We start from the raw sequence: 25,311 nt of genomic DNA on the forward strand, positions 1-25,311 counted from the left end.
GCGTTCGGAAAGCCGAAAACGAGTCACTTCTTTGTCGAGAAATAGCTTTTTGCCTTGCATCTCCCTTCTACGACCCCGGGTTCTGCAACAGCCACCACCGTTAAAAACGACAGACAAAGCCCGGTCACTGAACGACCAAGCTTTGCTAAGCATGAAGGCGGGGCAGTAGCTAGGCGGCCATTCCGGCGCGGCAGGCTGCTTCGCAACGGCGGCAGGCCTCAGCGCACTCCTGGCAGTGCTGCATGTGGGCCCCGTGCTTGGCGCACTCATCACCGCAGGCTTTGCATATCTCGGCGCACTCTTTCAGCAAATGCGCGGCATGTTCCGAGCCGCGGGCCACGAAGCGGGCCGTGAGGGCGCAGATGTCGGCGCAGTCACGGTCGATGCTGATGCAGCGGGCCATCATTTTGACGTCATCTTCCTGGAGGCAGGCGGTGGCGCACTGCTCGCAGGCGGCGATGCAGGCATTGAGGGCGTCGAGCAGGGATTGGTTTTGAGCGTGCATGCGGGAAGGGGTTAAAAGTGAATAAGGGTTGAGCCTGAGCTACCCCTTCTTATACCCGTCGTGCTCAACCTGGTTTTACATCAATTTCTTCTGGGCTTGCATCATTTGGCGTTGCGGCTGCGGGCTGGGTCCGGGCTGCCTCCTGCTGGCGGTAGGCGGAGGGGGAGCACTGCGCAAACCGCCTAAACTGGGCAGAGAAGTGCGCCAGGCTGCCGTAACCCAGCTCCCGGGCAATGTGCCCGATGTCCAGCTTTGAGGTCAGTAGCAGCTCCTGCGCGTAGGCCAGCCGCTGCCCCGTGACGTAGCTAATGAGGGTGGCGTGGCCAGGCAGGCGGGCGAAGCTGGCGTGCAGGCGACGGCTATCCAGGCCCATTTCTCGGGCCAGGGTGGGAATAAAATCCCGGTGCCGGAGCGTATCGGCGCGGCGCAACAGGGCGGCGACTGTTTGCTGCACCTGGTCGGCCAGCGCTTGTTCGGGGCTTTCCAGCAGGGCAAAGCCCGCCACGGCCAGCACGTCCCGGATGCGCGCCCAATCCAACTGCGGCCCCGCTTCGGCCACGGTGGCAGCCCCCAAGCGCACGTCGAGTACCCGCAGGCCCAGGCTTTCCAGTTCCTGCCGCACCACCCGGACACCCCGCGCACAGACCATGTGCTTGATGTAAAGCACACAGCCGGCATTATTGGGCATAAGGGAGTGGTCTGAAGACATGGGTAATCTAGTAAATGCCTGGCCTACCGGGTTCTGGTCGGCGTGGTCACGGTGTTAATGGGGCTGCTATTTGACGTATCCGAAGAGCAGCTGGCAACGGTTAAAATATTGGCAACGGCCAGCCGCGGAACAAGAAAGCATTTCATAAAAACCGGTCATGGATGGTTAACACAGGCCCTGAAAGCCCAGTGGGGCCCACGCCTGCCACTGCTGCCAGCACACGAAGCCCCGCGCGGCAGCCAGCCCGGCGTAGAGCCGGTAGGACAGCCCGCGACGGCCCGGCCCAGGCGGGGACGACGCGCCAGCCTTCTGACCGCAATGCTGCATTGCGAGGGAGAAAAAAACCAGGAAGTTGGGTGGAAGGGGCGCAGTCTGGCCACGCAAACGAGCAACTGAAAAGGCCCGCCCCGGACATAGCAGCGCTATGCCGGCGCGAGCCCTAGCGCGTCGGAACAATCAGACAGTCAGTGACCGAATAAAAATACGGATGTCGGGTATTTTGGGCTTTAAGTGCCGGGGCGGCACCAGGACCACGGTAGCCATGCGGTCCCACTGGCTAGTCAGGGGCCGGAAGTGAAACGCTATTGCCATCGGTAGCACGGCCGGAGCAGCGATGAATAAATGCTTTTGCGCGGGCGCCGTCAGCGACGAGAGTAGCGCGGCCGACTTGTCCTTACAGCAGTCGTGGTTGCGGGTCGACTTGGCCGGGTGGCCATCGTGCCCGACCACGGCCCCGTGGCCATGACAGCCCGGATGCGCGGGCTTCTCTACTTCGTGGTGGCACCTAGCCGCCATCGATGGGGCTGCCGGTGCTGGGTTCACCGTCGCGCACCAGCACTGGCCCACGAACACGTTGACGAAGACGAGCAGGAAACTCGTCGCCAGCAAACGGCGGAAGGGGAACAGATTACGGAACATAACGGGCACTAAGCAGCCGCAAAAACAGGCTTATCTCCGGGAGAGAGTACGACTGTGTCTTTACCGCAAAAGCCCGCAAAGGGTTCCGGCGGCCGGCCATCCGGAGCGGCAAATCGAAAGGCAACGCGGCATTGCGGACTGTTTCAGGGCATTCTGCGAGGGAACAAAGCTATTATTACAGGTTAGTCACTGTCTGAATTATGCAAGTGCAGGGGGTAATTTCATAGACTCGTCCGGGATAGCAATGATGGAATGGCCCGGAATTTTGGCGGTTCTGAGCGGCAGCACCGTCTGTCAAATTATGCTATTTAGCGGCGGTATTTAGTACCAACTTCGCCCTTCGGTAGCCGTTCCTTTGTAAAGTGATTATGAACTTTTGCCAGTTGGCTAAACTGCTCAAAAATCACTTATTACGCCGATTTTTATGGAACCTGCCACCAAAACCGAAACCCTCGACATCGAAGGCATGACCTGCGCCTCGTGCGCGTCGGCCGTCGAAAAGTCGCTGAGCCGTACCCCCGGCGTGCAGAGCGCATTGGTCAATTTCGCCACCGAAAAGGCCACCGTGCAGTACCTGCCCGGCCAGGCCAGCACTGCTACCCTGAAAGAAGCCGTGGTCAACGCCGGCTACGGGGTGATGGAGCGCGCCCCCGATACCAGCGCCGCCGAGCGTGCCGCCGAAATCGACCTCCAGAAAGCCCTGGCTTATCAGAAGCTCAAGCGCCGCTTCTGGGTGGCCGTGGGCCTAGTCGTCATCATCATGCCCCTGAGTATGCTGATGCTCTGGCCTGCGATGATGCAGCGCATCAACGTGCAGTGGCTCAACTATGCCCTGCTGCTGCTCACGCTGCCAGTGCTGCTGTATAGCGGGCGCGAGTTTTACGTGTCGGCCTGGAACGGCTTCAAACACCGGTCGGCCAACATGGACACGCTCATTGCGGTGGGCACCGGCGCGGCCTTTTTGTATAGCTTGGCGGCGACGGTGGCACCCGGCTTTTTCACCAGCCGGGGCCTGATGCCGGAAGTATATTATGACACCACGGCCACCATCATTGCCCTGATTCTGCTGGGCAAGGTGATGGAGCTGCGGGCCAAAACCCAGACGTCGGCCGCCATGCGCAGCCTCATCGGCCTGCAAGCCAAAATGGCCCGCGTGGTGCGGTCTGACGGCGCGGAAGTGGACGTGCCCATCGAGCAGGTGCAGTTCGGCGACATCGTGGTGGTGCGGCCCGGCGAAAAGGTGGCCACCGATGGCCGCATTACAGAAGGTCAGTCGGCCGTGGACGAAGCCATGCTCACCGGCGAAAGCCTGCCCGTGGAGAAGAAAACCGGCGACCCGGTATTCGGGGCCACGCTCAACAAGACCGGTTCTTTTCGCTTTGAGGTAACCAAAGTTGGTTCCGATACCATGCTGTCGCAGATTGTGAAGCTGGTGGAAGACGCCCAGGGCAGCCGCGCCCCCATTCAGCGGCTGGCCGACAAGGTCAGCGCCATCTTCGTGCCTACGGTGGTCGTCATTGCCATTCTCACCTTTGTGATTTGGTTTGATTTGGCCCCGGCGAATACCCGCCTGCCGCTGGCGCTGGTCAACTTCGTGGCCGTGCTTATCATTGCCTGCCCCTGCGCGCTGGGGCTGGCCACGCCCACGGCCATCATGGTCAGCACCGGCAAGGGCGCGGAGCACGGCGTGCTGATTCGCAACGCCGAAGCGCTGGAAAAGGCCTACCAGGTGAACACCGTGTTGCTGGATAAAACCGGCACCATCACCAAGGGCGAGCCGGCCGTGACGGACTTCTTGCCCCCCGGTCAGGACAGCCCGCGCCTGTTGCAACTGGTAGCCGCCGTGGAGCGGCAGAGCGAGCACCCGCTGGCCGAGGCCGTGGTGCGCTACGCCGACGAGCAGGGCGGCGAGAAGCTGACGGCCAACGGCTTCCGGGCCGTGGAAGGCAAGGGCGCGGCCGCCACCGTGGACGGCCAGGCCGTGCTCATCGGCAACCGCCGCCTGCTCACGGACGAGGGCGTTACCCTCTCGCCCGAGCTGACGGCCCAGGCCGAACAATTGCTGAGCCAAGCCAAAACGGTGCTATACGTGGCCGTGGCCGGGCAGGCGGTGGGCCTGGTCGGTGTGGCCGACACGGTGCGCGACACGTCGGTGGCCGCCATCAAAAAGCTGCAGGCCCTGGGCATTGAGGTGGTGATGATGACGGGCGACAATCCGCAGACCGCCGCCCAGGTGGCCGGGCAGGTGGGCATCACGCGCTACTTTGCCGAGGTGCTCCCGGCCGATAAGGCCGGCAAGGTGAAGGAGCTGCAAGGCGAGGGCCGCATCGTGGCCATGGTGGGCGACGGCATCAACGACGCGCCGGCGCTGGCCCAGGCCGACATCGGCCTCGCCATCGGTTCGGGTACCGACGTGGCCATGGAAGCCGCCGGCATCACGCTCATGCGCTCGGATTTGAACGGCGTGGTGACGGCCATTGAGCTGAGCCGTCAGACCATCCGGACTATCAAGCAGAACCTGTTTTTCGCGTTCATTTACAACACGCTGGGCATTCCCGTGGCGGCCGGGTTGCTATATCCCTTCTTCGGCATTCTGCTCTCGCCCATGCTGGCGGCCGGCGCCATGGCCCTCAGCTCGGTGTCGGTGCTGAGCAACTCCCTGCGCCTGCGCTCTTTCGATAATCATTAATCATTGCTACCTATGGATACGACCGCCATCATTGTTACCGTCATCGGCCTGGGCCTGGCCGCCTTCGTGCTCTGGTACTTCTTCTTTTCGGCCCGCCAGACGGCCAGTGCCGTTTCCTCCTCCGGCGGCGTGCAGGAAGTGGCCATCACCGTGAAGGGCGGCTACTCGCCCGATATCATCGAGGTGGAACGCGGCAAGCCCGTGCAGCTGAGCTTTTACCGCGACGAGGAAAACAGCTGCTCGGAGGAGCTGCTGATGCCCGATTTCAACGTCCGCCGCGACCTGCCCGCTTTCAAAACCACCTTGGTGGAGCTGCTGCCGAAAGAAGCCGGCACATTTACGTTTACCTGCGGCATGGGCATGCTGCGGGGTAGTTTAGTGGTGAAATAATGGTGCATCCCATGAAAGCCGACGTCAGTATCGTTCATGTTCTGCCGCCGCCGGGCTCGCACCGGCTGCTGATTAAGAACATGGTCTGTCCCCAGTGCATCCGGGTGGTAGGCGAAGACCTGGCGGCGCTGGGCCTGGTGGTGCATCGCGTGGCACTGGGCGAAGCCGACGTGTCCATGCCCGATGGCGCGCCCCCCGATTTGGCCGCCGTCCGGAGCCGCTTGCACAACGCGGGTTTTGAGCTGCTGGAAGATGCGCGCGACCAACTCGTGGACCGCATCAAAACCTTGCTGGTCGCCCTGATTCACTACCCTCCGGACGGCCCGCGCCTGCTCAACTACTCCGATTACCTGGCCGAGCACCTCGGGAAGGACTACCACTACCTTTCCCACTTGTTCTCCGCTTCCGAAGGCCTGACGATTGAGAAGTTCATCATTCGCCAGAAGGTGGAGCGGGCCAAGGAGTTGATTGGCTACGGCGAGCTGCCCATGGCCGAGGTGGCGCAACGGCTAGGCTACAGCAGCCCGGCGCACCTCTCGCGGCAGTTCCGGCAGCTGACCGGCCTCACCCCGACCGAGTTTCAGCGCCTGGGGCCGGCCAGCCACGCCCGCCGCAGCCTGGATTCGCTGATTTGAGGAAGCGGCAGCAAATCTGCCGGTTTGCGCCCGGCACCAGCCGCGTGGCATCTTGCGCCTGACGAACTCAGCATTTTCGGGGCCGGAGACAAGACCTGAAAATCAACCTGCCTTAGCTCACTGTGGGTTTTGACTAGACCACCCCATGCTGCCGTGGCCTGCCCATACGCCACGGCCGAAGCTGGTTCCCGTGGCTTCGCTCCAGTTACCAGGCATGGCGGCTGCCGGCTCGGTTAAGGGAAAAATCGTTAATATTCCGCCCGGTCCGGCTTTAATCAAGCGCCCCCTTTTATCGTTGAGGGCGCTTGGCTCGTATCTGCTGTGGCGGTCAAGACAGCGCGGACTTTCGGCTGCGCTGTTATGCTTATTTGCTGACGATGCAATACTCTGACAACGAAACACCATCAAAGCCGAAACCCTGCACCAGCTGGGACGATGCGGCTTTGGTGCAGGCCTTGCGCGGCGGAAGTGAGCCGGCCTTTGCCGAGATATACCGGCGCTATGGCTTTGGCCTGATTGAGCAGGCCTACCGGAAAGTGGGTTCGCGCGAGGCGGCCGAGGAAATCGTGCAGGATTTGTTTGCCGCCCTCTGGCATAAGCGCGATGGAGTTGATATTCAGAAGCTGCCCGAATACCTGGGCACGGCCGTGAAATACCGCGTCATCAACCTCATTAAAACCAAGCTTACCCACGCCGACTACCTGACCTACTACCGCGCCCAAGGCCCTCGCGCCGACCACCGTACCGAGCAGGAACTGGCCGCCACCGACCTGGCCGGAGCCCTGCGGCGGGGCCTGACCCTGCTACCAACCCACACCCGGGAGATTTTTCAACTCAGCCGCTTGGAGCACCAAACCGTGCCGGAAATTGCCGGCCGGCTCAAGCTCTCCACCAAAGCCGTGGAGTACCACATCACCCGCGCCCTGAAGCAGCTGCGCGTTTCGCTGAAAGATTTTCTGGTGGTGCTGGCCTTGTTGATATTTTGTTAATTTATTGCTTGTCAATTTATTGTATGTTTAATAACTTAAAGCATTGGGACAAATAGCTGCCTGAATGCAGAATTATTTTTGGCGGGTTTAGGGGTGCGGGCGGGTTCGTTGACTACTGTTTCAAGCACCACTTCTGAGGTATGGCCACCGACAAATCCGAATTCCGCCAGCTGCTGCAACGTTACCAGGAAGGCAACTGCACTCCGGCGGAAGAGCAGCGCATTGAGGCCTGGTATCGCCACCTCGGGGCCGAGCAACAGTTCAACCTCTCCCCCACCGAAAAAGATGCGCTGATGGCCACGGTGTGGCAGCGCATCAGTCGGCAAACGGCTCCGGATGCGGGGCCGCAGAGGGCCCTACCGGGCGGGTGGCCGTCGTGGCCAGCCCGGGTGCGCTGGGCGGCGGCCGCCGCGCTAGTGCTGGGCGCTGGCTTGGTGGGCTTGCAGGTGGCGCACATGCCCGCGAAATGGGCCGCTCTTATCCCGACCCCACCCACTGCTACCACAGAGCAGACCGCATGGCAGGTTTACGCGAATCCGTCAGCTTACGAAAACCAGGTGGCCCTACCCGATGGCAGCGCCGTGATACTGGCTCCAGCCAGCACGCTCCGATACCGGCGGATGCTGCGGAGTGGCCGCCGCGAGGCCTACCTCACGGGCGCGGCTTTTTTCGATGTTTTTCATGACAGGCACCACCCCTTTTCGGTCTTTACCGATAAGGTGGTGACTACCGTGCTGGGTACGAGCTTCCGGGTGCAGGCGTATGGCGGGCCGGCCGATGTGCAGGTGCAGGTGCGGACTGGGGCCGTGCGGGTGAGCCAGCGCCGCGCCCCGGCCGGCGTGGCGGCGGCCACCGTCGTGGTGCTGCCCAACCAGCAGGCCGTGTACTCGGCGGGGGGGCAGCAACTGCGCCGCGAGCTGGTGGCGCAGCCGGCGCTGCTGGCCCCGCAGTCGTTCGTGTTCGCCGACCGGCCGGTGGCCGAGGTGCTGGCGGCCCTGGAAAAGGCGTATGGCGTGCCCATTGAGTACGATGCAACGGCGGTGCGCAACTGCACCCTCAACCTGAGCCTGGGTAACGAGCCCCTGTTTGCGAAGCTCGACATCATCTGCGAAACACTGGGCGCGACCTACGAAAAGGCCGGCGACCACCTCCGTTTTCACAGCCCAGCCTGCCAGGCCGAATAGCCCCTTCATCGTCCGCTAAATCAGCTGCCTATGCTTCCACCTTCCGCAATCGATTCCAGGACTGTTACGGAGCAGCTGCGCTGACGCCGCCGGACCGTCATTCACTAATTCCCACCAAACCATTTCCCTTTATGCCTACTCCCTTACAATTCCCACCGCTGCTGAGGCGTTGCCAGCGGTTTGCGCTGGTGCCCGGGCTGGCACTTTGCCTGCTGGCTAATGTCGGCACGGCGCAGGCCTCGCCGGGGCAGCCCCTCATGGAGCAGCCCATTACGCTACAGGCCCGTGGCGAGCGCATGGCCACCGTGCTCAGCAAGATTGAAACCCAGGCCAACGTGCATTTTCAGTACAGCCGGCAGCTCATCGGGGCCAGCCGGCGGGTGTCGGTCGATGCCGTGGGGCAGCCCCTGGCCCAACTGTTGGCGCAGCTGCTGGAGCCGCTGCACATCAGTTACAAGGTGATTGACGACGGCATTATTCTGCGGCCGGCGCTGGCGGCCACGGTCGATGAAACCCGGGCCGATGCGACCGTAACGGGCCGCGTGGTGGACGAGAAAGGCGCGGGCTTGCCCGGCGTGAACGTCGTCATCAAGGGCGGGACCAACGGGGCCCAGACGGATATTGACGGCAAGTTTACGCTGGCCGTGCCGGAGGGTTCCACGCTGGTATTCAGCTTTGTGGGCTACACACCGCAGGAGGTAGTGGTGGGCAGCCAGACGACCATCAACGTGGCGCTGGTGCCCGATACCAAGGCCCTGAGCGAAGTGGTAGTGGTGGGCTACGGCACCCAGCGCCGCCAGGACCTGACCGGGGCCGTGGCCCGCGTGGAGGGCACCGAAATCGTGAACCAGCCGGTGCAAACGGCCACCCAGGCCCTGCAAGGCAAGATTGCGGGGGTACAAATCATCAGCGACGGCACGCCGAACTCGCAGCCCAAGGTGCGCATCCGGGGCACGGGCACGCTGCTGGGCGGGGCCGAGCCGCTCTATGTGGTGGACGGGGTGCAAACCACCGACATCCGCAACCTGAGCAACGCTGACATTGCCACAATTGACGTGCTGAAAGACGCTTCGGCCGCCGCCATTTACGGCGTGCGCGGGGCCAACGGCGTGATTATCGTGACCACCAAGCAGGGCAAGCTGGGCAAACCGGTGCTGAGCTACAGCGGCACGGCGGGCTTCAAAGAAGCGGCGCATTTAGTGAAAATGGCCGATGCCGGCCAGTACGTAAGCTACCTGAAGGACACCGCGCCCACGACGGTGCTGCCGGACTATTCGGGCTCGACCAACTGGTACAATGAAATCCTGAAGCGCGGCACCTACCAGAACCACAACCTGGCCGTATCGGGGGCGTCGGAGAACGTGAAGTACTACTTCTCGGGCAACCTGTTGCAGGACGATGGCACGGTGATTAACAACAAGTTTCAGCGGCTGACCATTCGCTCGAACACGTCGTTTATGCTGTCGGACAAGGTCACGATTAGCTCGAACGCCTCGTTCAGCCACGCCGATACGCGGGACGTGAACATCGCCACGGCGTATGGCAACGCCTACCGGGCGGCCCCGATTATTCCGGCTAAGGTGGACGGATTGTACGGCAATACGTCGGCCTTTGGCGGCGTTGGCAACCCGGTGTTGGACATTGAGAACACCGACAACAAGTCGCTGGAAAACCGCTTGCAGGGCAACATCGGCATCGACGTGCGGCCCGTGGAGGGCCTGACGCTGCGTTCGGCCATCAACGTGGACCTGAACGCCGACAACCGCCGCGTGTACCAGTACCAGTTCGCCAACGACAATACCACTTTCCTCACTACCGGCGGGGCGCAGCGCAATCCGCAAAGCCAGTTGGCCGTGACCCAGGTGAACGGCTACCGCTACCTCTGGGAAAACACGGCCACCTACCAGCGCACCTTCAACGAGAAGCACAACCTGACGCTGCTGGCCGGCACTGTGACCGAGGAAGGCCTGCGCAACCAGTTTTCGGGCATCCGCAAGGACGTGCCCGCCGACCCCAACCTGTGGTACTTGAACACCGGCGACCCCAACTCGGCCACGAACGACGCCACCGCCGCCAAGGACCGCCGCCTCTCGCTGCTGGGCCGCATTAACTACGCCTACGACAACCGCTACCTCTTCACCACCAACCTGCGCTACGACGGCACTTCCAAGTTCAACAGCACGCAGCGCTGGGGCTTTTTCCCGTCATTGGGTCTGGGCTGGGTGATTTCGCAGGAGGACTTTCTGCGCGATAACAAGACGCTGAGCTTCCTGAAGCTACGCGCCAGCTACGGCCAGCTCGGCAACGACCAGATTCCGGCCGACACCTACATTCTGACCACGGATTCCAATATTCCCTACGTCTTCAACGGCAAGCCCGTGCTGGGCTCGGCCATCCGGCAGATTAAGGACCGCAACGTGCATTGGGAAACCACCACGGAGTACGACGCGGCCCTGGAGTTTGGCCTGCTCGACAACCACCTGACCGGCGAGGTGACGTACTACGACAAGCGCACGACCAACGCTCTGATTCCAGTGAACATCCAAGCCGTGTTTGGCGACCCTGATGGCCAGTACATTACCAACGCGGCCGACATCACGAACCGGGGCGTGGAAGCAGCCCTGAACTGGCGCGCCAGCATCGGCAGCAGCACCGACTGGAGCTACAACATTGGCGCGAACGTGACCTTCAACACCAACCGCATTGCCAACCTCAACGGCGGGCAGGCCCTGTTTGGGGGCGACAATCTGGTGACCAAATCCGACAACGGCGTGGCCGCCGGCAGCTTCTACCTGCTCAACGTGATTGGGGTGTACCAGAGCGCCGATGAAATTAAGAATTCGCCCACGTCCAACGTCGGCCCGCGCGAAATCGGCACCCTGAAATACCAAGACACCAACGGCGACGGCGTGATTGACCAGGATGACCGGCAGTTCTTCGGCTCATACCAGCCGCCGGTGTATTTCGGCATCAACGGCGGCCTGAATTTCCGCAACGTGGACTTCTCGTTCGTGTTCTCGGGCAACCTCAACAACAAGGTTTTCAATGCCAAGAAGCGGGTCCGCAACGATGTAAAGAACAACGTGGAGGCCAGCTTCGCCGCCGACCGCTGGACGGCCGCCAACCCGTCCAACACCAACCCCAAGTCGCTGGTTAGCGGCATGCCGAACTCGACGTACTTCCTGGAATCGGGCTCCTACCTGCGCCTCACCAACCTGGTGCTGGGCTACACCGTGCCCGGCACGGCCCTTGAGAAGGCCCACCTGGCCTCGGTGCGCGTGTTTGCGGCCGCCCAGAACGTGTTTACGGTCACGAAATACACCGGCTTTACGCCGGAGCTGCCCGGCGGCCCGCTCGATTCGGGCATCGAGCTGAGCTCCTACCCCACCAGCCGCACCGTGACCCTGGGGCTGAACGTTAACTTCAAATAAGCTACGCCGATGAAACCTCATTTCTCCGCCATTTCCCGCCGCGCCGGCACGGCCGCGCTGGCCCTGACGCTGGCCGTGGCCAGTGGTTGCAAAGATTACCTCGACGTGCCGCCCCAGGGCCAGCTCAGCGGTGATACCATTGACCCCGGCACGGCCCAGAAGCTGGTCGACGGCGTATATAACTCCATGTACCTGGGCGGTTTCGGCTCCGATGTACACGGGTTGCAATTCGTCATCCTCACCGATATTGCCTCCGACGATTCCGACAAAGGCAGCACGCCCACCGACTACGGCGACGCACTGGCCGTGGACAACCTCACGCTGACTTCGGCCAACGGCAACGTCAACAACAGCTGGAAGGGCTACTACCAGGCCATCTCCACCGCCAACCAGGCCCTCGATAAAATCCCTCTCAGCACCGCCCCCACCGCCACCAAGAACCGGCTGATTGGCGAGGTGCGTTTCCTGCGCGGCTACTTTTACTTCAACCTGGTGCGCCTGTTTGGCGGCGTGCCCAAGCTCGACCGCGTGCCGCTGCCCTCCGAAGCCAACAGCCCGGAGTTTAAGCAGCGCGCCACGGCGGCCGACATCTACGCCTTCATCATCGGCGACCTACAGTTTGCCGTGGACAACCTGCCCCTGAAAAGCGCCACCGACGTGGGCCGCGCCACCAAGGCCGCCGCGCAGGGTATGCTGGCCAAGGTGTACCTCTACCAGAAAAACTACCAGAAGGCCTACGACCTGACCGATGAAATCGTGAAGGGCAAGTCGGGCACCTACGGCCTGTTTACTCCCTACGCCGACATCTGGCGCACGGCCGGGGCCAACAGCGTCGAGTCGATATTCGAGGTGCAGACCGGCATCAACGCGGCGTGCAACAACTCGGCCGTGGAGCTCTACACCGTGAGCCAGGGGCCGCGCTCCGGCGGGCGCGGTGGCTGGGCCGATTTGGGCTTCGGCTTCAACAACCCGACCATCGAGTTGGCCAATGCCTACGAGCCCGGCGACGTGCGCAAGGCCGGCAGCATCATCTTCATTCAGCCCACGGCACCGGCCGGGCAGCGCTCCACGGGCACCGTGCTCTGGGACGGTTTCCGCATCCCGAGCAAGGACTCGGTGGAGAACTTCCGCTATAGCTACAAGGCCTACCACAGCCGCACCAAGGAAGCCAACTGCGGCAACAACGACTTCCTGCCCAAGAACATCCGCATCCTGCGCTACGGCGAGGTGCTGCTCATTCACGCCGAAGCCGCCGCCCAGCTGGGCAACGCCGCCGCCGCCCAAACCGACCTCGACGCCGTGCGCGTGCGGGCCGGGCTCACGGCCGGCTCGCGCATTGCTACCGTGCCCAACATCTGGCTGGAGCGCCGCGTGGAGCTGGCTTTGGAACACGACCGGTACTTCGACCTCGTGCGCCAGGAAAGCGTGACGCCGGGCCGCATCGTGCCGCTGTTTGCGGCCCAGGGCAAGACGTTTACCAAGGGCAAGAATGAGCTATTCCCCATTCCGCAGCCGCAGATTGACCTGAGCGGTGGCCTGCTGAAGCAGAACCCGGGGTACTAGGCGCTGGGGCTAATTCAAGAACGTCATGCTGAGCGTAGCCGAAGTATCTCGCGTGCAGTAGTAATCAAATACCATTGCAAAGAAGCGAGCGAGATGCTTCGGCTACGCTCAGCATGACGTTCAATCATGCTGACCTATGAACGCAAAAATCCTGCTCCTCGCGCTGCTTCTGCTGCCCGGCTACTGCCAGGCCCAGCAAAAGCCCGCGCCCAAAAAGCCCACCGCCTTCGACCCGCGCCAACGCCCCCGCACCCTCACCGACGACCAGCTGCTGGACCTCGTGCAGCGCCAGACCTTCCGCTACTTCTGGGATTTCGGCCACCCGGTTTCGGGCATGGCCCGCGAGCGCAGCAACGTGGCTTACGACTACGGCAACGAGGTGGTGACCACCGGCGGCACGGGCTTCGGCATCATGGCCATTGTGGTGGCCGCCGACCGCAAGTGGATTACCCGCGAGCAGGCCGCCACGCGCATCTACAAAATGGTGCGCTTCCTGGAAAAAGCCGACCAGTTCCACGGCGTATTTCCGCACTGGCTGAACGGGGAAACGGGCAAGGTCATCCGCTTCGGGGCGAAGGATGACGGCGGCGACATCGTGGAAACCTCTTTCCTGATGGAAGGCCTGATTTGCGCCCGCCAGTACTTCACCGGCGAAAGCGCCGTGGAGCGCGACCTGCGCAACCACATTGGCTGGATGTGGGAAAACGTGGAGTGGAGCTGGCAAACCCAGGGCGGCCAGAACGTAATCTACTGGCACTGGAGCCCCAACAACGGCTGGAGCATGAACCACCAGATTCACGGCTGGAACGAGTGCCTGATAACCTACGTGCTGGCCGCGTCGTCGCCGAAATACGCCATCGACAAGCCCGTGTATGACCAGGGCTGGGCCGTGGGGCCGGAGTTCAAGAACGGCAAGGAATACTACGGCATCAAGCTGCCGCTGGGGCCGGATTTGGGCGGCCCGCTGTTCTTCACGCACTACTCCTTCCTGGGCCTGAACCCCCACGGCCTCAAAGACCAGTACGCCGATTACTGGACGCAAAATCAGAACCACACGCTTATCAACTACCAGTACTGCGTCGAGAACCCCAAGCACTTCAAAGGCTACGGTCCCAACACCTGGGGCCTCACCGCCTCGGACAGCTACCAGGGCTACGCCGCCCACAACCCCAAGGAGGATTTGAGCGTGATTTCGCCCACCGCCGCGCTCTCGGCCTTCCCCTACACGCCCGAGCAATCGATGAAGGCGTTGAAGCATTTCTACTTCGACCTCGGCGATAAAATCTGGGGCGAATACGGCTTTGTCGACGGCTTCAGCGAGGAGCACGACTGGCAGGCGAAATCCTACCTGGCTATTGACCAAGGCCCCATCGTAGGCATGATTGAGAACTATCGGACGGGGCTTTTGTGGAAGCTCTTTATGAGCTCGCCCGACGTGCAGCGCGGCCTGGGCAAGCTAGGCTTTGAGAGCCCGGCGCTGAAGAAGTAGTTTTTTGAACATCTATAAAATACCCGGCTTATCCTGCTGAAAACTCCCATTACACCGCTCTTCCGCATGAAACGAATTCCCCTGCTCCTCCTCGCGCTCGCCCTGACTCCCGCCGCTCACGCCCAGAAAAAGCCCGCCCCTGCTGCCTCCACTTCCGACCAGAAGATGAAGCAGTACCTCGACGGCCTGATGGCGAAGATGACGACGGAGGAAAAAATCGGCCAGCTCAACCTTGTGTCCGTAGGGTTTGATGTGACCGGGCCGGTGGTGAGCAAGGACGTGGACGCCAACATCCGCAAGGGCTTAGTGGGCGGCGTGTTCAATACCTACACGCCAATTGCCGTGCGTAAGCTCCAGGAAATGGCCCTGAAGGAGTCGCGGCTGCATATTCCGCTCATGTTTGGGTACGATGTCATTCACGGGCACCGCACCATTTTTCCCACTGCGCTGGGCCTTTCGGCGAGCTGGGATTTGAAAGCCATTGAGCAGAGCGCCCGTATCGCGGCTGAAGAAGCCTCAGCTGACGGCCTGGACTGGGTGTTCTCGCCAATGGTGGACATTGCCCGCGACGCCCGCTGGGGCCGCATTTCGGAAGGTGCCGGCGAAGACCCCTACCTCGGCTCGCGCATTGCCGAAGCCATGGTGCGCGGCTACCAGGGCCCCGGCAACGACCTCACCAACGCCACCAGCGTCATGGCCTGCCTCAAGCACTTCGCCCTATATGGGGCCGCTGAGGCCGGCCGCGAATACAACACCACCGACATGAGCAAGCAGCGCATGTACAACGAGTACCTGCCGCCCTACAAAGCGGCGGTGGATGCCGGCGTGGGCTCCGTCATGTCGTCGTTCAACGACATCAACGGCACGCCCGCCACCGCCAACAAGTGGCTCATGACCGACCTGCTGCGCAAGCAATGGGGCTTCCAGGGCTTCGTGGCCACGGACTACACCGCCATCCCCGAGCTGATTGACCACGGCATGGGCAATGCCGAGCAAGTAGCGGCCCTGGCTCTGAACGCGGGCATCGACCAAGACATGGTGGGCGAGGAATTCTTGAAATACACCGCCCTGAACCTGAAATCCGGCGCGGTGGCCCCGGCCCAGCTCGATGCCGCCTGCCGCCGCATTCTGGAGGCCAAGTACAAGCTCGGCCTCTTCACCGACCCCTACCGCAAGGTGAGCGCCGAGCGCGCCACCAGCACCCTGATGAAGCCCGAATTCATCGCTGCCGCCCGCGACATTGCCCGCCGCAGCATGGTGCTCCTGAAGAATGAGCGCAGCGCCCTGCCACTGAAGAAAACCGGCAGCATCGCCCTCATCGGCCCGCTGGCCAACCGGCAGCGCGACGTAATCGGCAGCTGGAGCGGGGCCGGCGACTGGCACCAGGCTGTATCCGTGGAGCAGGGCCTGCGTGCCGCCGCGCCCGGCCTCAAAATCACCTACGCCAAGGGCGCTAACATCGCCGACGACCAGCAGATGCTGGACCGCCTGCAAGCCCACGGCGGCGAGCTGGAGCTGGATAAACGCAGCACCGAGGACATGATAAAAGAAGCCGTGCAGGTGGCCCAGGCCGCCGACGTGGTAGTGGCCGTGGTAGGCGAAAGCCAGGGCATGACCGGCGAGGCCGCCGCCCGCGCCGACATCGGCCTGCCCGGCCAGCAGCTGGCCCTGCTCAAGGCTCTGAAAGCCACCGGCAAGCCGCTGGTGTTGGTGCTCATGAACGGCCGCCCGCTGGCCCTGCCCTGGGAAAACCAGAACGCCGACGCCATCCTCGAAACGTGGTTTGCGGGCACGCAGGCGGGCAATGCCATCGCCGACGTGCTGTTTGGCGACTACAACCCGAGCGGTAAAATCACGGCCTCTTTCCCCTTGACTGTGGGTCAGGAGCCCATTTACTACAACCACAAAAACACTGGCCGGCCCTACGGCGGCGTGAAGCTCGACAAGTACAAGTCGCGCTACCTCGACGCGCCCAACGACCCGCTCTACCCCTTTGGCTTCGGCTTGAGCTACACCAGCTTCACCTACGGCAAGCCCACGGTAAGCAAAGCCACCATCGGCCCGGCCGAAACCCTGACCGTGAGCGTGACCGTGCAGAACACCGGAAACATGGACGGCGAGGAAGTGGCCCAGTTCTACCTGCGCGATATGGTAGGCTCTATCTCACGCCCGGTTTCGGAGCTGAAAGGCTTCCAGAAAGTGCTGCTGAAAAAGGGCGAGAGCAAAACCCTCACCTTCCGCCTCGCCCCCGACGCGCTCAAGTTCTACAACAACGACCTAAAATTCGCCGCCGAACCCGGCGACTTCCAGGTGATGGTGGGCGGCAACTCGCGCGACGTGCAGATGGCCACCTTCAAGCTGGCGGCGAAGTAGCCTAGCGTTTCAGTTGCACGCTGGCCACCTCGCCCAGGCGCAGCGGGGCGCGGGAGGGCAGCCGGATTTCGAGAGTGATGCCGCCGGTGGTGTCGGTGGCGGGCGCGGCCACGCCGGTCACCACACGGGTGGGCCGGCTGGTGGCCCACACGCGCACCGAGTCGCCGGGCTGCACGTGGGACGCTTTTTTGGCCATGATGCCCACCGGCACCTGCAGGTAGCCATGCTTCGAAATGGAGCTGACCACGGTGGCGGGCGTCACGTACTGGCCCACCGTTACCTGCCGCTCGCCCAGGAAGCCGTCGTGCGGGGCCGTCACAAAGTTGTAGTCGGCCAGCTTGGCCATCACGGCTCCCCGGCGCACGTACTCGCCGGGGCTGAAATACACGTTGCGGATGCGGCCGCGCTTATGGGCCAGCACCGGCTCGGTACCGCCAGCCCCCACGCGCCCCGTGAGTACGATAACCGTCGAATCGGGCACAACAGCGGCGGGCGCGGGGCCGGCGGCCAGGGCCGCAACCTCATCCGTGGATTTCCACCACCAGCGGCGGCTCACCACGGCGGCCACAATTAACAACAGGACCAGGGCAATGAGGAGTGGTTTTTTCATAAAGTGAACTGGACCATGAAGGCTGAAACGACGCAAAGAACGGACTCAGCGGGCTGGTGTTACTCTCATACGTAAAAGGAGGCCTTACCGCCAGGGCAGCCAAAACCACATGCTTCCTTGCGGCTCCTTGAACACGCTCACTGCGAGGGTGTGCTTTCTGCTACATTAGCGGAGATTTAGCTACTTCTTTTCCTTTTTATGACGCATTTGCTACCCTTTTCAATCCGTCGTCGCGGCCCCTTCCTGACAACGGCTTTTTGCCTGCTGAGTGCTGCGGTGGCCGCCCAGCCCACCGTCACCGGCCTGACGCCGACCCGCAATGGCCAGGTGGCCCGCGCCGCCGCCGTGGGTGCCACCTTCTCGCAGCCGCTGGATGCCCGCTCTGCGCGGGCGCTGCACGTTTTCAGCAGCCAGGCGGGCGGGAAGAAAGCGGGCACGGCCACGCTCAGCGGCAACGGGCTCGCCTTTGCCCCGGCCGCGGGCTTCAAGGCCGGCGAAACGGTGTGGGCCACCCTCGACACGGCCGCCCGCGACGCCAGCCGCCAGCGCCTGACCCGGCCCCAGGTGTGGCAACTCACGGCGGCCACCACGCCCAGCACGGGCGGGTTTAGCGGGGGCAGTGTTATCAGCGTGCCCACAGATGCGGTCAGTCTGGCGATGGGCGACGTGGACGGCGACGGCGACATTGACCTGCTCACCGGCCATGCGCGGGCGCTCAGCATTCGCCTGAACGACGGCACCGGCGAGTATTACAGCACAGCCGATATTCCGATAAGCAACAGCGTTAGAAATGCCAAGCTGGGGGATGTGGACGGCGACGGCGACCTGGACTTGGTGACGCTGGAAGCCACCGTGTCGTACACCACGCCAGGGTTCTACACCGTGCGCCGCAACGACAGCAGCGGCAGCTTTGGCAGCCCCGTGAGCGTGAGCGGGGGCAGCGTGGCCCCCGACGACTTTGTGCTGGTGGACGTGGATGGCGACAGCGACCTGGACCTGGTGGCCCAGGCCAAGCTCAGCGGCGTCGACATTCGCCTGAACAACGGCGCGGGCGTTTTTTCTACCGGGCCCTTTATTTCGGCGCAGTCGCTGGGCGTGGCCGCCATCGCGGTGGGCGACGTGGACGGCGACGGCGACCTGGACGTGCTGTATTCCAACATCACCAACAGCACCGTGGCGGTGCGCCTCAACAACGGCCCGGCCACCAGCTTTGCCACCGGCACCTCCGTGACTGGGGCGGGCACCCGGCCCTCGCGGGCGCTGCACCTTGCCGATGTGGACCAGGACGGCGACCTGGACCTGCTCTTCGTGGCCGACACCAACGGCACCACCTATTCGGTGGCCGTGTGCCTCAACAACGGCACCGGCGTCTTCGGCGCGAGCACGGCGCTGGCCGTGCCTTCCGAGCTAAGGGACATTGAAACCCGCGACGTGGACGGCGACGGCGACCTCGACCTGCTGGTGCTGCAGTTGTTCCCGGCCAAGGCCACGATATGGCTCAACAACGGCGCGGGCACCTTCGCGGCCAACCCCGTCCCGAGTCTGACGCTGGATGCCAACGCCGCCTTTATAGCCCTAGCTGACATTGAAGACGACGGCGATGCCGACCTGGTGGTGGTGAACGACCAGGGCGACGTAGTGCTGCTGCGCAACGGCGGCAATGCCCCGGCCCCGTATGCCGTAACGGCCGTGGCCCCGCTTCGCAATGCCCTCACGGCGGCCCGCACCAGCAGCGCCACGGCCACTTTCGGCACGCCCATGAGCGCGGCGGCCGGCACCACGGGGGCGCTGCGCGTGTTCAGCAGCCGCACGGGGGGCCGCAAGGCGGGGGCAGCTGCTGTGGCCGGCGCGGCGCTCAGCTTTGCGCCGGCCACAGCCTTTTTGCCCGGCGAAACCGTGAATGTTACCGTAACCAAAGCGGCGCGCAGCGCGGCCGGCATCCCCCTGGCGCGGCCCTACGTGTGGCAGTTCACCACGGCGGCCACGGGCACCGGCCAGTTCGGCCCCAGCGCCGACCTGAGCTACACGGGCTTCCCCTACACCCTGCGGCTGGTGGACATCGATGGCGACCGCGACCTGGATATGGTGACCAGCTTCGTTATGCCGACCGGGTACTGGTCCCCGCTGCTGGTGCGGCGCAACGACGGGAACGGGACCTTTGGGGCCCCCACGCCGCTGCTTGGGGCCACGGTTGGGGCGCCGTTCTTCGACCTGGCCGACGTGGACAACGACGGCGACCTGGATTTTGTGGGCAAAACTTACTCCACCGTCAACAACCTGGTGCTGGCCAACAATGTGTACCTGAACGATGGCACGGGCACGTTTGCCCCGGGCGGCGGCGTGGCCAACCTCATTGAAGGAGCCCTCACGCTCGGCGACGTGGACGGCGACGGCGACTTGGACGTGGTGAACGGCATGGTGCGCCTCAACGACGGGCACGGCAATTTCTACGGCTCCGCGATTTTTCATCCGGCCGTTACCAACTTTCCCGCGCCCATGTCGGGCGCGGCGCTGGCCGACCTGGACAACGACGGCGACCTGGATTTTGTGGGCAGCATTCGCAGCCGGTTCATCAAAGGGTTCAACGATGGGTTCGGCAACTTCACCACCGGCACCGATTTCAGCCCGGTTAGCAACCTGGACGATGTACTGCTGCACGATTTGGACGGCGACGGCGACGCGGACCTAGCCATCGGCGGCAGCATCTGGTTCAACAACGGGGCGGGGGAATTTGCGGCCGGTCCGGTCTTTGCCACCGGCTTTGCCGTGGCCCTGGGCGATGTGGACGGCGACGGCGATGCGGACTTGGTAACGGGTGGTCAATCGGGCGGCCAGCTGTTTCTGAACAATGGCCGGGGCGTGTTCACACTTGGCCCCGTGCTAGCGTTTGGCGCGGCCTACCAGGCCAGCTTTGGCGACCTCGACGGCGACGGCGACCTGGACCTGGTGACCGTTCGCCAAGCCCCCTTCGGGTGGCGCGTGACGTTCAACGGCACCACTACGGCTACGGCCGTGCCCCGGGCCGCCCAGCTCGGCTTCGCCACCTGGCCCAGCCCCGGCCCGGCCGGCGGGGTGTTGCATGTGGGCCTGGCCCAGCAGGCCTTGGCCGCCACCCTCACCCTGCGCACCCTACTGGGCCAGGCGCTGCGCACCCAAGCCTTCAGCGGCACGGATACCACGGTGCCCACCACAGGCCTGGCGGCGGGCGTGTACCTGCTGGTGGTGCAAGTGACAGGACAGCCGCCCATCACCCAGCGCGTGGTTATCGAGTAGCGACGCGCGGTGCTCAGTGGCGTCATTAAAAAAGGCCCTGCCGGAATTGGCAGGGCCTTTTTTAATGACTGCGGTGCGCTGAAACCCCATTCACAAACGCAGCCGCGCTCCTAGTTATACTCTTTCAGATAGCCCAACTCGCGGCGCTTGGCGGGCAGCTCGGCGGCGTCGTACTGGGCCTCCAGCAGCACCAGCATCTTGCTGAGCACCTTGTCGACCTGGGTTTCGAGGGTGTCTTTGGTGCCCATGAGGGTGCCCGTGGCCGACTCGTGGGCTTTGGCCTCCTGGGTGGCCGTGCGGTAAGCGGCTTCGATGGGCTGCCAGAAATCCAGGCCGTAGTCGCCGGCCGTGAGGACGTGGGTGGCGAGGGCCTTCACGAGCAGGCCCAGGGCATCGCGGCGCTCGGTCTGGCCCTTGGGCAGGTCGTAGCCCTTATTGCGGCTGATGATGCCGAACTGCGGGTACATGGCCTTGTCACTGCCCTTTTTGAATTTGGTGAGCAGGGCGGCTTTGAGGTAGGGCAGGCCTTCGGCGATTTTATCGTCGGCCTCGCCGAGGCTCAGCGTGAGGGCGGGGCGCAGCACGTCAACGGCCGCTTTGTCTAGAATAACCTTCTGGAAGGCTTTGGCCACGGCTTCGAAGGCCGCCTGCGTGGTCCAGATGAAGGTGAGCTGGGGGTTCAGCTTCCAGGCCTGGGCCAGGCGCACGGCTAGGTCGGCCTTCTCATTCTGGTCGCGGGGGATGAGTGGGGTGCGGTGTACAGCTGGTGCCGCAACGCTGGGAGTGGTGGTAGCAGTAGAATCCATTGTGGAAATCGAGAGGGGTTCGTGAGCCCCAAAGCTATTGATTTCCCGCAACATCCAAGCCCTGTCCCACCCCTGCCCGCAAAACTCCTCCGGCCCCGGAATCCGGATTCCGAAGCCGGGGGAATTTCCCCGAATAACGGAATCCGGATTCCGAAGCCGGAGGATTTCCCCGAATAACGGAATCCGGATTCCGAGCCTCGGGGAACCTCCCGTAAGGACGGAATGCGGATTCCGGGGCTCCGGGAGATTCCCCCAAGGGTGGAATTGGGATTCCGGGGCGGTGGGAGGCTTTTGTGGCTGGGGAAGCCAGATGCCGGCGCGAGTTTTCCCAATGCTGGCCGGCAATTTATACCTTCGTTTATCATCCAATCTGTTAAGATTGCAGCACTGCTTCCTTCACCCAATGAAAAAATGTCTGCTTTGGTTTTTTTACACTGTGTGGCTGGCCCAGCCCTGTTTAGCCCAGCGTCCCCTCCGCAAACAAGTCATTGTAGGCTCTATTAAGGATTCGGTAGCATCCACACTGACTTCTTTACAGCACAAGGCAGACGCCATTTTAACATTTCAGCGTTATTCTGGCTACGGAGAAACGCTATCGGCGACGGTTATATGGCAAGCAGCGGGAAAGAGTTACGCCAAAACCTTTCGAGGTCATAACCCCGCCTTACCAACATAAAACGTCAACAAAACTAGCCACGCTCTTCACTTTCTATCGGCAGGAACATATTGCCCTATTGCGAAAAGAAATGGTGCTCCCATCTAGCTGCCCTTATGACGGCTTGGCTTACAACATCGGGGTATATTTACCAGGTACGACCCGGTTCTATAACATTCGGGATTGTCAACGCCACTTGTTACTCAATTTCAATGGGGCTGAACTATTGCCAGGCGAAGGAACTTCCCACATTCTCGAAGACCCCCGTAGCATTTGGCTCGATTTATTCGAGAAAGCAGTACAGTAATTCCCCATTACTACTCCACCCGGCGCACGCGCAGGTAGTCCAGCATGGCCTCGTTTACCTCGATGTTCATGTTCTGGTTGGCGGGCTCGTAGGTCAGGGTGAGGGCGTGGGTGCCTTTTTCGAGGCGCACCATGATGGGGTTTGAGAAGCCCCAGCTGCTCCACTCCTGCACGCCGCGCTGGGGCAGCACCACGGTGCCCAGCAGCGCCGCCCCGCGCCGCAGCGTGCGGATGGCGCACTGGTTGTTGGTGTTGATGGGGCCGTTGCCATTGGCGTAGCGAAAATCGAGGGCGTAGAGGCCGCTTTCAGGCACGGTAACGGGGATGTTAAGAGTCAGGTTTTTGGTGGTTGAGATTTCCACGAAGCCCTTGCCGGAGTAGCCTTTGTAGGGCTGGGTGGCTTTGGGGGCCAGGGCTTCTAGCTGTATCTGCTGTTGAGCGGGATTACGGTCGTAATCAATCTCAATGGGTTCGCTGGCAAAAGACTCCTGACCGGCGGCATTCACCGCAACTACTTGATAAACCATCCCCATTCTTGGAGGAAAAGTCATAGCGGTGCCCTGTGACACTGTTTCTAATAAGGACCCATTTGCTAATACTTTATACTTCTGGGCACCTTCAATTTCATTCCAACCCAATAGTGATACATACCCAAGCATCATTCCAGCAACAGGCGTTTCGGGGGCCACGGCATCGGCCACGCGGTTCACCGGTTGGGCGGCCGGAACCTCGCTGCTGAGCACAATGCGCACCGCGTGCCGCCCGCTGAGGCCGGCCGGAACGGCGGCTTCGGCCAGCGGCTGGCCATCCAGCGTAATGCTTTTGATGACGTTGCCGAAGCCCGTCATCTCCACATCGAGCACGGCCCGGCGGTATTTGAAACCAGTGAGGCGGCGCTGCCCCGCAAACGCCTGCGGCACGAAGGGCCGGAACACCAGCCGGTCGCCCTCATACCGCATTCCAAACAGCACCTTATACACCAGCCCCAGGCTGCCGGAAAGGCTCCAGAGCATGTTGCTGGAGTTGATTTGGGTGCCCGCGTAGTCGCCGGTGCGGGCCACGAAGTTTTCTTTGTTGGTGAGGAACAGCGCCGCCGGCCGGTAGATGGCGGCCATGCTCTCGGTGAGCGACGCCTCGTTGCCGACCTGCGCGGCCGCCAGCGCCCAAAAGCTCTGCACAAAGGGCCACACGGCATCATTATGATACGGCGGGATGCCCGGAATCTGGGGGTAAATGCACGGCACGCCGAAGGGCACGGTGGGCGTTTTGCTCACCACCTGCTGCGCCCGTTCGCCCTCGGCAATGCCGAACAGCACGCACAGGGCCTCGCCCAGCGCCTCGGCTTTGGGCGAGAGCACCAGGGTGGTGCGGCCGTAGAGGTATTGGCCGTAGTAGCCCTTATCGGCCTGCCACAGGTGCAGGTTGATGGCGTCCTTGATGTTGGCGGCCTGGCGCTTGTACTGCGCCGCCACGCCGGGCTGGCCGAGGCGGGCGGCCATCTGGGCCAGCACGACGTTGCCCTGGTAATGCACGGCGTTGGTGCCTAGGTTTTCAGACTGGTAGATGTCCACGGGCTGCATCCAGCGGGGGTAGGTCTGCTCGCGCCAGTCGAGGAACGACGACTCGCCGCGCACCAGGCCGGTGGCCGGGTCGTAGGCGTTCTGCACGTCGTCGGCAATGCTTTGCTTGATGATGGGGTACACCTTGCGCAGCCAGGCCTCGTCGCCGGTGGCCTGGTAGATTTCCCAGGCCGCCGTGGCCCAGATAATGCGGTCGGTCGAGCACGGATAGGCCCCACCCGTGCCGGTATCCTGAATAATGCGGCCGGCGGGGCTCACCTTGCGCAGCAGGCTCTTCATGGCCACTTTCGGCTGCAAAGAAGCCTGCGCCAGGATGATGCTGTAGCTCACATCCCGGGTCCAGACGCCGGCCCACTCCTTGCCGGTGCGAAAGGTGCTATCTGGCTCCACGGCGCGGCGGGCTTCTTCCAGGGCCAGGTTGTAGAGGGCATCGGCCAGCGGGTAGTCGGAAGAATATTGCGGGAAGTCGGCGGTGTTAATGGTCTTTTTCCAGCTCGCGGCGGTAGTTTTGGCGGCGGCGGGTTGGTTCAGCGTCAGCGTGGTTTCGTAGATGCCGTCGCCGTCCGGGTCCTTCATTTCCAGTTCCGGCTTGTTGGTCAGGTTGTCGAAATCCCAGCTCAGCGGCGCGGTGCCCCCGGCCACGTAAACGTGTTTGAAATCCTCCTGGTACAGCTTCTCGCCCTTGAAGGTGGTGTAGAAACCCTGCTGCTTGAACGCCGCCAGCACCGGCCGCAAATCCAGCCGGATACGCACCGGCGTGTTGAGGGCCAGGTAAGTGTCGGCGGTGGCCGGCGTGGAATCCACGTAGCGCTGCCCGAACACGATGGTCGGCGTCTCAATGGCCCCGCCACCCGGCCGGGGCACGGCCACCAGCAGGTGGTTGAGGCCGGGGGCCATCTCATTATCCTTGCCGTTGAGGCTAAACTTGAACTCGATGCGCGGGTTCTGCCGGTTGTTGGCCGGGCTCACGTAGTTCGACACCAGCTCGGTAGCGGAGAGGGCGCGGGCCTCGTGCGGGCCCTGCACCACACGGTCGCGGTACAGGCTGTAGGCGTCAGATTGCCAGATGGGCGTTTGCACGGCGGGAGTAGAGGCGGTAGTAGCGGCCGGCCTGGTGGTCTGGCAAGCCGTGAGCAGGCCGAGAGTGAGCAGGAAGCCAGTGGCGAAGGAAATGGACTTTATCAAAACGAAAGGCAGCGAAAGTAG

General features: G+C 62.7%; 17 protein-coding genes. 10 read left to right on the forward strand and 7 right to left on the reverse strand.

The features are described 5' to 3' along the window. Positions 1-169 precede the first annotated feature (169 nt). From ACVWYF_RS12045 to ACVWYF_RS12060, 4 genes are all read right to left on the reverse strand, one after another. Positions 170-505, reverse strand: a complete 336-nt coding sequence (locus ACVWYF_RS12045; protein WP_457068230.1) for a four-helix bundle copper-binding protein — start codon at positions 503-505, stop codon at positions 170-172. 64 nt (positions 506-569) lie between these two features. Then, a complete protein-coding gene (locus ACVWYF_RS12050; RefSeq protein ID WP_457068233.1) occupies positions 570-1,193 on the reverse strand; it encodes a helix-turn-helix domain-containing protein in 624 nt (207 codons plus the stop codon). 186 nt (positions 1,194-1,379) lie between these two features. Then, entirely contained in the window at positions 1,380-1,541 is a 162-nt protein-coding gene (locus tag ACVWYF_RS12055) for a hypothetical protein (RefSeq protein ID WP_457068236.1), read from the reverse strand. 129 nt (positions 1,542-1,670) lie between these two features. Beyond that, positions 1,671-2,132, reverse strand: coding sequence for a hypothetical protein (locus ACVWYF_RS12060; RefSeq protein ID WP_457068238.1), 462 nt, complete (start codon positions 2,130-2,132; stop codon positions 1,671-1,673). A gap of 424 nt (positions 2,133-2,556) precedes the next feature. Here ACVWYF_RS12060 and ACVWYF_RS12065 point away from each other — a divergent pair, with 424 nt between their 5' ends. The 9 genes from ACVWYF_RS12065 to bglX all read left to right on the forward strand — a co-directional run bounded on the left by ACVWYF_RS12065 (position 2,557) and on the right by bglX (position 16,875). After that, positions 2,557-4,821 carry a heavy metal translocating P-type ATPase gene (locus ACVWYF_RS12065; protein WP_457068240.1) on the forward strand — a complete coding sequence of 755 codons (2,265 nt, stop codon included), beginning with the start codon at positions 2,557-2,559 and terminating at the stop codon, positions 4,819-4,821. A 12-nt stretch (positions 4,822-4,833) separates the two neighbouring features. Then, entirely contained in the window at positions 4,834-5,211 is a 378-nt protein-coding gene (locus ACVWYF_RS12070) for a cupredoxin domain-containing protein (RefSeq protein ID WP_457068243.1), read from the forward strand. Between the two features lie 11 nt (positions 5,212-5,222). Then, positions 5,223-5,846 (forward strand): helix-turn-helix domain-containing protein, encoded by a 624-nt coding sequence (locus ACVWYF_RS12075; protein ID WP_457068245.1) that lies wholly within the window; start codon positions 5,223-5,225, stop codon positions 5,844-5,846. Positions 5,847-6,223: 377 nt separating this feature from the next. Then, positions 6,224-6,835 carry a sigma-70 family RNA polymerase sigma factor gene (locus tag ACVWYF_RS12080; protein WP_457068247.1) on the forward strand — a complete coding sequence of 204 codons (612 nt, stop codon included), beginning with the start codon at positions 6,224-6,226 and terminating at the stop codon, positions 6,833-6,835. 140 nt (positions 6,836-6,975) lie between these two features. Continuing rightward, on the forward strand, positions 6,976-8,019 hold the full coding sequence (locus ACVWYF_RS12085) for a FecR family protein (protein WP_457068249.1): 1,044 nt from the start codon (positions 6,976-6,978) through the stop codon (positions 8,017-8,019). A 131-nt stretch (positions 8,020-8,150) separates the two neighbouring features. Then, the gene (locus tag ACVWYF_RS12090; RefSeq protein WP_457068252.1) at positions 8,151-11,450 is read left to right on the forward strand and encodes a SusC/RagA family TonB-linked outer membrane protein; all 3,300 of its coding nucleotides are present in this window, start codon (positions 8,151-8,153) and stop codon (positions 11,448-11,450) included. Positions 11,451-11,459: 9 nt separating this feature from the next. After that, the gene (locus ACVWYF_RS12095; RefSeq protein WP_457068254.1) at positions 11,460-13,013 is read left to right on the forward strand and encodes a RagB/SusD family nutrient uptake outer membrane protein; all 1,554 of its coding nucleotides are present in this window, start codon (positions 11,460-11,462) and stop codon (positions 13,011-13,013) included. Between the two features lie 136 nt (positions 13,014-13,149). Beyond that, a complete protein-coding gene (locus ACVWYF_RS12100) occupies positions 13,150-14,502 on the forward strand; it encodes a glucoamylase family protein (protein ID WP_457068256.1) in 1,353 nt (450 codons plus the stop codon). Between the two features lie 66 nt (positions 14,503-14,568). Beyond that, positions 14,569-16,875: a beta-glucosidase BglX gene (gene bglX / locus ACVWYF_RS12105; protein ID WP_457068258.1), complete on the forward strand. Its 2,307-nt coding sequence runs from the start codon at positions 14,569-14,571 to the stop codon at positions 16,873-16,875. A 1-nt stretch (position 16,876) separates the two neighbouring features. Here the strand turns inward: bglX and ACVWYF_RS12110 are convergent, their stop codons facing one another. After that, a complete protein-coding gene (locus ACVWYF_RS12110) occupies positions 16,877-17,485 on the reverse strand; it encodes an efflux RND transporter periplasmic adaptor subunit (protein ID WP_457068260.1) in 609 nt (202 codons plus the stop codon). Between the two features lie 198 nt (positions 17,486-17,683). Here ACVWYF_RS12110 and ACVWYF_RS12115 point away from each other — a divergent pair, with 198 nt between their 5' ends. Further along, positions 17,684-20,758, forward strand: a complete 3,075-nt coding sequence (locus ACVWYF_RS12115; protein ID WP_457068263.1) for an FG-GAP-like repeat-containing protein — start codon at positions 17,684-17,686, stop codon at positions 20,756-20,758. 110 nt (positions 20,759-20,868) lie between these two features. On the opposite strand, the gene ACVWYF_RS12120 is transcribed toward ACVWYF_RS12115, so the two are convergent. Then, on the reverse strand, positions 20,869-21,564 hold the full coding sequence (locus ACVWYF_RS12120) for a hypothetical protein (protein ID WP_457068266.1): 696 nt from the start codon (positions 21,562-21,564) through the stop codon (positions 20,869-20,871). A 972-nt stretch (positions 21,565-22,536) separates the two neighbouring features. After that, positions 22,537-25,290 (reverse strand): MGH1-like glycoside hydrolase domain-containing protein, encoded by a 2,754-nt coding sequence (locus ACVWYF_RS12125; RefSeq protein WP_457068268.1) that lies wholly within the window; start codon positions 25,288-25,290, stop codon positions 22,537-22,539. Between the last annotated feature and the right edge of the window lie 21 nt (positions 25,291-25,311).

The organism is Hymenobacter sp. UYAg731, from assembly GCF_054061335.1.

Bases quoted from the DNA above. Each gene is read 5' to 3' on its own strand.
- ACVWYF_RS12045 (WP_457068230.1), bottom strand. From the start codon at position 505: ATGCACGCTCAAAACCAATCCCTGCTCGACGCCCTCAATGCCTGCATC.
- ACVWYF_RS12050 (WP_457068233.1), bottom strand. From the start codon at position 1,193: ATGCCCAATAATGCCGGCTGTGTGCTTTACATCAAGCACATGGTCTGT.
- ACVWYF_RS12055 (WP_457068236.1), bottom strand. From the start codon at position 1,541: ATGCAGCATTGCGGTCAGAAGGCTGGCGCGTCGTCCCCGCCTGGGCCG.
- ACVWYF_RS12060 (WP_457068238.1), bottom strand. From the start codon at position 2,132: ATGTTCCGTAATCTGTTCCCCTTCCGCCGTTTGCTGGCGACGAGTTTC.
- ACVWYF_RS12065 (WP_457068240.1), top strand. From the start codon at position 2,557: ATGGAACCTGCCACCAAAACCGAAACCCTCGACATCGAAGGCATGACC.
- ACVWYF_RS12070 (WP_457068243.1), top strand. From the start codon at position 4,834: ATGGATACGACCGCCATCATTGTTACCGTCATCGGCCTGGGCCTGGCC.
- ACVWYF_RS12075 (WP_457068245.1), top strand. From the start codon at position 5,223: ATGAAAGCCGACGTCAGTATCGTTCATGTTCTGCCGCCGCCGGGCTCG.
- ACVWYF_RS12080 (WP_457068247.1), top strand. From the start codon at position 6,224: ATGCAATACTCTGACAACGAAACACCATCAAAGCCGAAACCCTGCACC.
- ACVWYF_RS12085 (WP_457068249.1), top strand. From the start codon at position 6,976: ATGGCCACCGACAAATCCGAATTCCGCCAGCTGCTGCAACGTTACCAG.
- ACVWYF_RS12090 (WP_457068252.1), top strand. From the start codon at position 8,151: ATGCCTACTCCCTTACAATTCCCACCGCTGCTGAGGCGTTGCCAGCGG.
- ACVWYF_RS12095 (WP_457068254.1), top strand. From the start codon at position 11,460: ATGAAACCTCATTTCTCCGCCATTTCCCGCCGCGCCGGCACGGCCGCG.
- ACVWYF_RS12100 (WP_457068256.1), top strand. From the start codon at position 13,150: ATGAACGCAAAAATCCTGCTCCTCGCGCTGCTTCTGCTGCCCGGCTAC.
- bglX (WP_457068258.1), top strand. From the start codon at position 14,569: ATGAAACGAATTCCCCTGCTCCTCCTCGCGCTCGCCCTGACTCCCGCC.
- ACVWYF_RS12110 (WP_457068260.1), bottom strand. From the start codon at position 17,485: ATGAAAAAACCACTCCTCATTGCCCTGGTCCTGTTGTTAATTGTGGCC.
- ACVWYF_RS12115 (WP_457068263.1), top strand. From the start codon at position 17,684: ATGACGCATTTGCTACCCTTTTCAATCCGTCGTCGCGGCCCCTTCCTG.
- ACVWYF_RS12120 (WP_457068266.1), bottom strand. From the start codon at position 21,564: ATGGATTCTACTGCTACCACCACTCCCAGCGTTGCGGCACCAGCTGTA.